The following is a 9,834-nucleotide window of genomic DNA, read 5'->3' on the forward strand; positions in this document are numbered from 1 at the left end:
ATGGAAGGATCGACCTTACTGACCGCCATTTTACTGTTCCTGTTCGCCGCGGTGGTGACGGTGCCGATCGCCCGTCGCCTGGGGATCGGCGCGGTGTTGGGCTATCTGATCGCCGGCATCGCCATCGGCCCCTGGGGATTGGGTTTCATTCGCGACGTCGACGAGATCCTGCACTTCTCCGAGCTGGGCGTGGTGTTCCTGATGTTCATCATCGGCCTGGAGCTGAACCCCAGCAAACTGTGGGAGCTGCGGCGCTCGATCTTCGGCGCCGGCGCCGGCCAGGTGCTGATCACCGCGGCGGTGCTGGGCGCGCTGCTGTACCTGACGCATTTCGCCTGGCAGGCGGCGGTGATCGGGGGCGTCGGCCTGGCGATGTCTTCCACCGCCATGGCGCTGCAGCTGATGCGCGAGAAGGGCATGAACCGCAACGAAGGGGGGCAGCTCGGCTTCTCGGTGCTGCTGTTCCAGGATATGGCGGTGATCCCGGCGTTGGCGCTGATTCCGATTCTGGCCGGCGCCGGCGGCACCAGCGACGACTGGGCGAAGATCGCGCTTAAGGTGGCGGCGTTCGGCGGCATGCTGATCGGCGGCCGCTTCCTGCTGCGGCCGCTGTTCCGCTATATCGCCGCTTCGGGGGTGCGCGAGATCTTCACCGCCGCGGCGCTGTTGCTGGTGCTCGGCTCGGCGCTGTTTATGGAAGCGCTCGGCCTGTCGATGGCGCTTGGCACCTTCATTGCCGGGGTGCTGCTGGCGGAGAGCGAATACCGCCATGAGCTGGAGATTTCCATCGAGCCGTTTAAAGGGCTGCTGCTGGGGTTGTTCTTTATCTCGGTGGGCATGGCGTTGAATATCGGCGTGCTCTACACCCATCTGGCCGAGGTGTTGATCGGCGTGCTGGTGCTGGTGGCGGTTAAATCTGGCGTGCTCTACGGCGTATCGCGCCTGTTCGGCCTGCGCAGTTCGGTGCGGCTGCAGTTTGCCGGGGTGCTCAGCCAGGGCGGTGAGTTCGCCTTCGTGCTGTTTTCTGCCGCGGGCGCCCAGAAGGTGCTTCAGCCGGATCAACTCTCTTTGCTGCTGGTGGTGGTGACGCTGTCGATGATGACCACGCCGCTGCTGATGCAGGCCATCGACCGCATTTTGGCGCGCCGCTATAACGCCAAAGACGAAGACGAGGAGACGCCGTACGTGGAAGATGACGATCCGCAGGTGATCATCGTCGGCTTCGGGCGTTTCGGCCAGGTGATCGGCCGCCTGTTGATGGCCAACAAAATGCGCATTACCGTACTGGAGCGCGACGTCAGCGCCGTTGGCGTACTGCGGCGCTACGGTTACAAGGTTTATTACGGTGATGCCACCGAGCTGGAGCTGCTGCGCGCGGCGGGCGCCGAGAAGGCCAAGTCGATCGTGATCACCTGTAACGAGCCGGAAGACACCATGGAGATCGTGCGGCTGTGTCAGCAACACTTCCCGAACCTGAGCATTCTGGCGCGGGCGCGCGGCCGCGTGGAGGCGCATGAGTTGCTGCAGGCGGGGGTGAAACAGTTCAGCCGCGAAACCTTCTCCAGCGCGCTGGAACTGGGGCGCAAGGCGCTGATGGAGTTGGGCATGCACCCGCATCAGGCCTTCCGCGCCCAGCAGCATTTCCGCCGCCTGGATATGCGCATGCTGCGTGAACTGATGCCGCCGCATCAGGGCGACGTGGCGCAAATTTCCCGCGTGAAAGAGGCGCGGCGCGAGCTGGAAGAGCTGTTCCATCGAGAAATGCAAAAAGAAAGTCGCCAGTTCGACGGCTGGGACGAATACGAATAAGCGGGAGCATAACGATGTCTGCAACACGCAAGAGATTTATCGCCGGGGCGGTGTGCCCGAGCTGTAGCGCCATGGATACGCTGGCGGTGTGGCGGGAGGATCAGGTGGAGGTGGTGGAGTGCGTCAAGTGCGGCCACCATCAGCGCCAGACCGAACAACAGGTGGAAAAACACGTTCGCCCGCAGGAGCAGGTGATCGGCATTTTCCAGCCGAAGTAGCGTTTTTTTATCCCGGAGGGTACAGCGAGGCAGATTTCCGTTACAATCTGTCCGGAAAAGGCGCGCATCCCGATAACGGTGTGCGTCCTAGTAGCCAACGGTAGGAGATATCATGAAAGTAGCAAAAGACTTGGTGGTCAGCCTGGCTTACCAAGTACGTACAGAAGACGGTGTTTTGGTTGATGAGTCTCCGGTGAGCGCACCGCTGGACTATCTGCACGGGCATGGTTCTCTGATCGCAGGTCTGGAAAAAGCACTCGAAGGCCACGACGTTGGCGATCGTTTTGACGTTCACGTCGGCGCGAACGATGCGTACGGCAACTACGACGAAAACCTGGTGCAGCGCGTACCGAAAGACGTCTTCATGGGCGTTGACGAACTGCAGGTCGGCATGCGTTTCCTGGCTGACACCGATCAGGGCCCGGTACCGGTTGAAATCACCGAAGTTGACGGCGACCACGTCGTGGTTGACGGCAACCACATGCTGGCCGGCCAAAACCTGAACTTCAACGTGGAAGTTGTTGCGATCCGCGAAGCGACCGCAGAAGAGCTGGCGCACGGTCACGTACACGGCGAGCACGACCATCACCACGAACACGGTGAAGGCTGCTGCGGCGGTCACGGCCACGATCATGGCCACAGCCACGATCACGACCATGGTCACGACCACGGTAAAGGCGGTTGCGGTAACGGCGGTTGCGGCTGCCACTAAGCAGAGCGCAATCACGAGACAAGAGGGCGGCCATCGGCTGCCCTTTTTTATGCGCGGCGCTCCAGGATGGTTACGCGGTGGCCCTCAATAGTGCGGCGGAGGCGTTTCTTCCGATTGCGAAGCGATCATTGAGGTTTGGGTTGAGCGCAGCTTGTCGGTCAGCATGCGCAGGTGTTCGCGCATCTTCAGCATTTCCATTTGATGCTGGGTAACAGTCTGGTTGAGCTCTTCGATGGTGAGCTCTTGGAAAGCCTGACGGCTTTCAAGTTCTTCAAGCCGCTGTAGCAGGCGTTGAATGTCGGTGTTGTGCATGAGGCTACCTCTGACGCGATAAAATCCTGATTCGGCGCTATGGTAACAGCTGGCGCCGGGTTTGCTCGCGCTATTTCTCCAGACGGCGCTCAACGTTGCGATCGGCAGTGTAAAGTGCTGAAAAGTTGCGCGCCCGGTATGCCGTTATTTGCTAACCTCGCCGAATATTCTGCAAGAAAAATCTGATTTATCATGCGAGTAGCACGCGGCGGGAAACTTCTTGGCAAAGCGGGAGTCACACTTTGACTCGATTGGTTACCTGTGCGACTGTTTTGTTTTGTTTCAGGCAGCTATAGTAGCCCGGTTATCTTACCTAATGATTGTTTGGGGCATTGCTTCAGACACTGGAGAAATGGATGAAATCTTTGTTTAAAGTCACGCTTCTGGCAACCACCATGGCTTTTGCTCTGAATGCGACCCAGGTCATGGCAGCCGATGCCGCCAAACCGGCAGAAGCCGCTAAACCAGCGGACGCGGCAGCAGCACCGAGCACCGGCAAGTTCAAAAACGACGACGAGCAAGCGGCTTACGCACTGGGCGCCTCTCTCGGCCGTTACATGGACAACTCTCTGAAAGAGCAAGAGAAGCTGGGTATCAAGCTGGACAAAGATCAGCTGATCGCCGGCGTTCAGGACGCGTTCGCCAACAAGAGCAAGCTGAACGATGCCGACATCGAGAAGACCCTGCAGGGCTTCGAAGCGCGCGTGAAGGCTTCCGCTCAGGCGAAGATGGAACAGGACGCCAAGGACAACGAAACCAAAGGCGCCAAATACCGTGACAGCTTCGCGAAAGAAAAAGGCGTGAAGAAAACCGAATCCGGCCTGCTGTACCAGGTAGAGAAACCGGGCGCGGGTGAAGCACCGAAAGACAGCGACACCGTGGTAGTGAACTACAAAGGCACCCTGACCGACGGTACCGAGTTCGATAACTCCTACACCCGCGGCGAGCCGCTGTCGTTCCGTCTGGACGGCGTGATCCCAGGCTGGACCGAAGGCCTGAAGCACATCAAGAAAGGCGGCAAAATCAAGCTGGTGATCCCACCGGCGCTGGCCTACGGTAAAACCGGCGTTCCGGGCATCCCGGCTAACTCCACGCTGGTCTTCGACGTTGAGCTGCTGGACGTGAAAGCGGCGCCGAAAGCCGACGCTAAAGCCGAAAAACCGGCTGACGCGAAAGCCGATACCAAAGCGAAATAACATCGTCGCTCTGTTTGCCACCGCCGCGGATGCCCTCCGCGGCGGTTTTCATTTCGACAGCCGCCGCCTCTCTCTCTATTGAACGCTTGACGCCTGCCGGGCATCGGGCTTAACGTCAATACCACGCGCAAACGCAAGGACTTTGCTCCGGCCGCTTTGCTAGACTAATAATTCTGACTTATCAGTCATGCGTCTGCCCCTTAGGGCGTGTACCTAAAATTGTTCCCGGCCGCCTTGCTCGCGGATGTCATCGTGGCGTTTGATGCCGCTCTCAGCCGGCCGCGCTGCGGCGTGCCGACGACGGCAGCGATCCGGTCCGAGCGGTTTTAGCTGCGCCCCCTGGCACAGGCGATCTATGAGGGTGGTATCTTCGATGTCAAATTCGCTTTTATCCAGCGAAGCCAGCGAACTTGATTTGCTGAATGAACGTCCGTTTACTCAAACGGATCATGAAATCCTGAAATCCTATGAAGCGGTGGTCGACGGGCTGGCGATGTTGATCGGCGGCCACTGTGAGATCGTATTGCACGCGCTGGAAGACCTGAACAGCTCAGCGGTACGCATTGCCAACGGTGAACATACCGGGCGGAAAATCGGCTCGCCGATCACCGATCTTGCGCTGCGCATGCTGCACGATATGGCCGGCGACGACAGCAGCGTATCGAAAGCCTACTTCACCCGCGCCAAGAGCGGCGTGTTGATGAAATCGGTGACCATCGCCATTCGCAATCGCGAGCAGCGGGTGATCGGCCTGCTGTGCATCAACATGAACCTCGACGTGCCGTTCTCGCAGATCATGCAGACCTTTATGCCGCCGGCCACGCAGGACGTGCCGTCGTCGGTGAATTTCGCGTCTTCCGTCGACGATCTGGTGGCGCAGACGCTGGAGTTCACCATCGAAGAGGTGAACGCCGACCGCTCGGTGTCCAATAACGCCAAGAACCGCCAGGTGGTGCTCAACCTCTATGAGAAAGGCATCTTCGATATCAAGGATGCGATCAACCAGGTGGCGGATCGCCTGAATATCTCCAAACACACCGTGTATCTGTACATCCGCCAGTTCAAGAGTGGCGATCTGTTGGGAAGCGACCGTTGATGCTCGATTATTGTCTGTTGGTCACCGGCCCGGCTTACGGCACGCAGCAGGCCAGCAGCGCCTATCAGTTCGCTCAGGCTTTGCTGGCGAAAGGGCACCGGCTTTCCAGCGTTTTTTTCTACCGTGAAGGGGTGTTGAACGCCAACCAACTGACCGCGCCGGCCAGCGACGAATTCGACCTGGTGCGCGGCTGGACGCAGCTGGCGCAGCAACACGGCGTGGCGCTCAACGTCTGCGTTGCTGCCGCGCTGCGCCGTGGCGTCACCGACGAGCAGGAGGCGGCGCAACAGGGGCTGGCAAGCGCCAACCTGCAGCCCGGCTTTACCCTGAGCGGGCTGGGTTCCCTGGCCGAAGAGTCGCTGAGTTGCGACCGTCTGGTGCAGTTCTGAGGATATGATGAAACGAGTCGCTTTTGTTTTCACCCACGGGCCGCACGGCGGTGCCGGCGGCAGGGAAGGGCTGGATGCGCTGCTTGCCACATCGGCGCTCAGTGAGGATTTGGGGGTGTTTTTTGTCGGCGATGGCGTATTGCAGCTGTTGCCGGGCCAGCAACCGGAAAAAATCTTGGCGCGCAATTACATCGCCACCTTCGGCGTGCTGCCGTTGTATGACGTGGAGCGCTGCTATCTATGCCAGGCTTCGCTGCAGGAGCGTGGGCTGAGTCAGGTGACCGATTGGGTGCTGGATGCCGAGGTGCTGGCGCCGGATGAATTGCGCCGCCAATTGGCCGGTTACGACGCCGTGATGACGTTTTAGGATCTTCTGATGCTGTATACCCTGAGCCATTCGCCAAACCAATGTGACTTACCTGCGCTGCTGCGCCTGGCGGCGGAGGGCGACGCGCTGTTGCTGCTACAGGACGGCGTGCTTGCAGGCCTTGCCGGCAGCGCTCATCTTGAATTGCTGCTCGCCGCCCCCATATCCCTTTATGCGCTGCAGGATGACCTGGAAGCCCGGGGATTGGTTGGTCATTTTTCGCACAAAATCACTGTCATCGGCTATAATCACTTCGTTGAATTAACCGAACAACACCGCAGCCAAATGGCCTGGTAATGAGAGTGATGTTGTATATTTCTTGACACCCATACTGGTCAGCCCTAAAATTCTGCGTCCTCGTACTCTGCCAATAGTGCATACGAGGGGATTTATCACATGTTTACGAAGCTAGTACGAAGCAAAAACCAGGAGCTTTTTTAATGGCAACAATTAACCAGCTGGTTCGCAAACCACGCTCTGTGAAGGCTGCTAAAAGCAACGTTCCAGCGCTGGAAGCCTGCCCGCAGAAACGTGGCGTATGCACCCGCGTATATACCACTACCCCGAAAAAACCAAACTCCGCACTGCGTAAAGTTTGCCGTGTGCGTTTGACCAACGGTTTCGAAGTGACTTCCTACATCGGTGGCGAAGGCCACAACCTGCAGGAACACTCCGTAATCCTGATCCGTGGCGGTCGTGTAAAAGACCTGCCAGGTGTGCGTTACCACACCGTCCGTGGTGCACTTGACTGCTCCGGTGTTAAAGACCGTAAGCAAGCTCGTTCCAAGTACGGCGTGAAGAAGCCAAAGGCTTAATGGTTCTCCGTTAAGTAAGGCCAAACGTTTTAACTTTAATGTCAAAATAAACTCGTAGAGTTTTGGACAATCCTGAATTAACAACGGAGTATTTCCATGCCACGTCGTCGCGTAATCGGCCAACGTAAAATCCTGCCAGATCCTAAGTTCGGATCTGAGCTGCTGGCCAAATTTGTAAATATCCTGATGGTAGACGGTAAAAAATCTACTGCAGAAGCAATCGTCTATACCGCGCTGGAGACCCTGGCTCAGCGTTCTGGTAAAGATCACCTGGAAGCTTTCGAAGTCGCTCTCGACAACGTTCGCCCGACTGTAGAAGTTAAGTCGCGTCGCGTTGGCGGTTCTACTTATCAGGTACCAGTTGAAGTCCGCCCGGTTCGTCGTAATGCTCTGGCAATGCGTTGGATCGTTGATGCTGCACGTAAACGCGGTGATAAATCCATGGCTCTGCGCCTGGCGAACGAGCTGTCTGACGCAGCAGAGAACAAAGGTTCTGCTGTTAAGAAGCGTGAAGACGTTCACCGTATGGCCGAAGCCAACAAGGCGTTCGCCCACTACCGCTGGTAATCACCTGGCTGTAGTCATGCTAACCAAGCGGGCGCGTCAAATCGGCCCGCTTGGGTTAACTGAACTTGAACGCCCTAGGAATAGAGGAATCAAATGGCTCGTACAACACCCATTGCACGCTACCGTAACATCGGTATCAGTGCTCACATCGACGCCGGTAAAACCACCACTACCGAACGTATTCTGTTCTACACCGGTGTAAACCACAAAATCGGTGAAGTTCATGACGGCGCTGCCACCATGGACTGGATGGAACAGGAGCAGGAGCGTGGTATTACCATCACTTCTGCAGCGACTACTGCTTTCTGGTCTGGTATGGCCAAGCAGTTCGAACCGCATCGCGTAAACATCATCGACACCCCAGGGCACGTTGACTTCACCATCGAAGTAGAACGTTCCATGCGTGTGCTGGATGGCGCGGTAATGGTTTACTGTGCTGTTGGTGGTGTTCAGCCACAGTCTGAAACCGTATGGCGTCAGGCTAACAAATACAAAGTGCCACGTATCGCGTTCGTTAACAAAATGGACCGTATGGGCGCTAACTTCCTGAAAGTTGTTGGCCAGATCAAATCTCGTCTGGGCGCTAACCCTGTTCCTCTGCAGCTGGCTATCGGCGCAGAAGACAAATTCACCGGCGTTATCGACCTGGTGAAAATGAAGGCGATCAACTGGAACGAAGAAGACGCAGGCGTAACCTTCGAATACGAAGACGTCCCGGCTGACATGATGGATCTGGCTGAAGAATGGCGCCAGAACCTGATCGAGTCCGCTGCGGAAGCTTCCGAAGAGCTGATGGAAAAATACCTGGGCGGCGAAGAGCTGACCGAGGAAGAAATCAAAGCAGCTCTGCGTCAGCGCGTACTGAACAACGAAATCATCCTGGTTACCTGTGGTTCTGCGTTCAAGAACAAGGGCGTGCAGGCGATGCTGGATGCGGTAATCGAATACCTGCCGGCACCAACTGACGTTCCTGCGATCAACGGTATCCTGGACGACGGTAAAGACACTCCGGCTGAGCGTCACGCAAGTGATGACGAGCCGTTCTCTGCGCTGGCGTTCAAAATCGCTACCGACCCGTTCGTAGGTAACTTGACCTTCTTCCGCGTGTACTCCGGCGTTGTTAACTCCGGCGACACCGTGCTGAACTCCGTTAAGTCTGCGCGCGAGCGTTTTGGCCGTATCGTTCAGATGCACGCCAACAAGCGTGAAGAGATCAAAGAAGTTCGCGCAGGCGACATCGCCGCTGCGATCGGTCTGAAAGACGTGACCACCGGGGACACCCTGTGTGATCCAGACTCTCCAATCATCCTGGAGCGTATGGAATTCCCTGAGCCGGTAATCTCTATCGCCGTTGAACCGAAAACCAAAGCTGACCAAGAAAAAATGGGTCTGGCTCTGGGCCGTCTGGCTAAAGAAGACCCGTCGTTCCGCGTATGGACTGACGAAGAGTCTAACCAGACCATCATCGCCGGTATGGGTGAACTGCACCTCGACATCATCGTTGACCGCATGAAGCGTGAATTCAACGTTGAAGCTAACGTGGGCAAACCTCAGGTAGCTTACCGCGAAGCGATTCGCGCGAAGATTACCGACGTTGAAGGTAAGCACGCCAAGCAGTCTGGTGGTCGCGGTCAGTACGGTCACGTTGTGATCGACATGTACCCACTGGAGCCGGGCTCTAACCCGAAAGGTTACGAGTTCGTCAACGACATCAAAGGTGGTGTAATTCCTGGCGAATACATCCCTGCCGTTGATAAAGGCATCCAGGAGCAGCTTAAGTCTGGTCCGTTGGCTGGTTACCCAGTAGTAGACATGGGTATTCGTCTGCACTTCGGTTCTTACCACGACGTTGACTCCTCTGAACTGGCGTTTAAACTGGCCGCGTCTATCGCCTTTAAAGAAGGCTTTAAGAAAGCGAAACCAGTTCTGCTTGAGCCTATCATGAAGGTTGAAGTTGAGACTCCAGAAGAGAACACCGGTGACGTTATCGGTGACTTGAGCCGTCGTCGCGGCATGCTGCGCGGTCAGGAATCTGAAGTGACTGGCGTTAAGATCCACGCTGAAGTACCGTTGTCCGAAATGTTCGGCTACGCAACTCAGCTGCGTTCTCTGACTAAAGGTCGCGCATCATACACCATGGAATTCCTGAAGTATGATGATGCACCGAACAACGTCGCTCAGGCCGTAATCGAAGCCCGTGGCAAATAAGCCGCAGGGTTAAAACCAAAGTCCCGTGCTCTCTCCAGAAGGGGAGAGCGCTATAGTAAGGAATATAGCCGTGTCTAAAGAAAAATTTGAACGTACAAAACCGCACGTTAACGTTGGTACTATCGGCCACGTTGACCACGGTAAA

Annotated in this window: 13 protein-coding genes; 12 read left to right on the top strand and 1 reads right to left on the bottom strand. The window is 56.8% G+C overall.

Annotated elements, in window-relative coordinates; genetic code table 11:
- From kefB to slyD, 3 genes are all read left to right on the top strand, one after another.
- The gene (kefB, locus tag FUU19_RS05115) at positions 1–1,809 is read left to right on the top strand and encodes a glutathione-regulated potassium-efflux system protein KefB (RefSeq protein WP_202670401.1); all 1,809 of its coding nucleotides are present in this window, start codon (positions 1–3) and stop codon (positions 1,807–1,809) included.
- Between the two features lie 14 nt (positions 1,810–1,823).
- Complete coding sequence (locus FUU19_RS05120) at positions 1,824–2,027, top strand: YheV family putative zinc ribbon protein (RefSeq protein ID WP_015379274.1); 204 nt, start codon at positions 1,824–1,826, stop codon at positions 2,025–2,027.
- 112 nt (positions 2,028–2,139) lie between these two features.
- Positions 2,140–2,739: a peptidylprolyl isomerase gene (gene slyD / locus FUU19_RS05125; RefSeq protein ID WP_141972223.1), complete on the top strand. Its 600-nt coding sequence runs from the start codon at positions 2,140–2,142 to the stop codon at positions 2,737–2,739.
- A gap of 84 nt (positions 2,740–2,823) precedes the next feature.
- On the opposite strand, the gene FUU19_RS05130 is transcribed toward slyD, so the two are convergent.
- Complete coding sequence (locus FUU19_RS05130; protein WP_089181399.1) at positions 2,824–3,051, bottom strand: SlyX family protein; 228 nt, start codon at positions 3,049–3,051, stop codon at positions 2,824–2,826.
- Between the two features lie 356 nt (positions 3,052–3,407).
- Between FUU19_RS05130 and fkpA the strand changes: the two genes are divergently transcribed.
- The 9 genes from fkpA to FUU19_RS05175 form a co-directional block, all read left to right on the top strand.
- The gene (gene fkpA / locus FUU19_RS05135) at positions 3,408–4,247 is read left to right on the top strand and encodes an FKBP-type peptidyl-prolyl cis-trans isomerase (RefSeq protein ID WP_025304502.1); all 840 of its coding nucleotides are present in this window, start codon (positions 3,408–3,410) and stop codon (positions 4,245–4,247) included.
- Between the two features lie 373 nt (positions 4,248–4,620).
- Positions 4,621–5,343: a helix-turn-helix transcriptional regulator gene (locus FUU19_RS05140; RefSeq protein WP_004930418.1), complete on the top strand. Its 723-nt coding sequence runs from the start codon at positions 4,621–4,623 to the stop codon at positions 5,341–5,343.
- Positions 5,343–5,732: a sulfurtransferase complex subunit TusD gene (tusD, locus tag FUU19_RS05145; RefSeq protein WP_202670400.1), complete on the top strand. Its 390-nt coding sequence runs from the start codon at positions 5,343–5,345 to the stop codon at positions 5,730–5,732. Before FUU19_RS05140 ends, tusD begins: the two co-directional genes overlap by 1 nt.
- Positions 5,733–5,739: 7 nt before the next feature.
- On the top strand, positions 5,740–6,099 hold the full coding sequence (gene tusC, locus FUU19_RS05150) for a sulfurtransferase complex subunit TusC (RefSeq protein WP_025304500.1): 360 nt from the start codon (positions 5,740–5,742) through the stop codon (positions 6,097–6,099).
- Between the two features lie 9 nt (positions 6,100–6,108).
- Positions 6,109–6,396, top strand: a complete 288-nt coding sequence (tusB, locus tag FUU19_RS05155; protein WP_025304499.1) for a sulfurtransferase complex subunit TusB — start codon at positions 6,109–6,111, stop codon at positions 6,394–6,396.
- Positions 6,397–6,539: 143 nt separating this feature from the next.
- On the top strand, positions 6,540–6,914 hold the full coding sequence (gene rpsL, locus FUU19_RS05160) for a 30S ribosomal protein S12 (protein WP_004930426.1): 375 nt from the start codon (positions 6,540–6,542) through the stop codon (positions 6,912–6,914).
- A 96-nt stretch (positions 6,915–7,010) separates the two neighbouring features.
- Positions 7,011–7,481 (top strand): 30S ribosomal protein S7, encoded by a 471-nt coding sequence (gene rpsG, locus FUU19_RS05165; protein ID WP_004956203.1) that lies wholly within the window; start codon positions 7,011–7,013, stop codon positions 7,479–7,481.
- 93 nt (positions 7,482–7,574) lie between these two features.
- Positions 7,575–9,689: an elongation factor G gene (gene fusA / locus FUU19_RS05170; RefSeq protein WP_025304497.1), complete on the top strand. Its 2,115-nt coding sequence runs from the start codon at positions 7,575–7,577 to the stop codon at positions 9,687–9,689.
- Between the two features lie 70 nt (positions 9,690–9,759).
- Positions 9,760–9,834 (top strand): hypothetical protein (locus tag FUU19_RS05175; protein ID WP_010436276.1); only part of this gene is annotated, 75 nt, incomplete at its 3' end.

This window comes from Serratia montpellierensis (assembly GCF_020858655.1).
Classification (GTDB): domain Bacteria; phylum Pseudomonadota; class Gammaproteobacteria; order Enterobacterales; family Enterobacteriaceae; genus Serratia; species Serratia montpellierensis.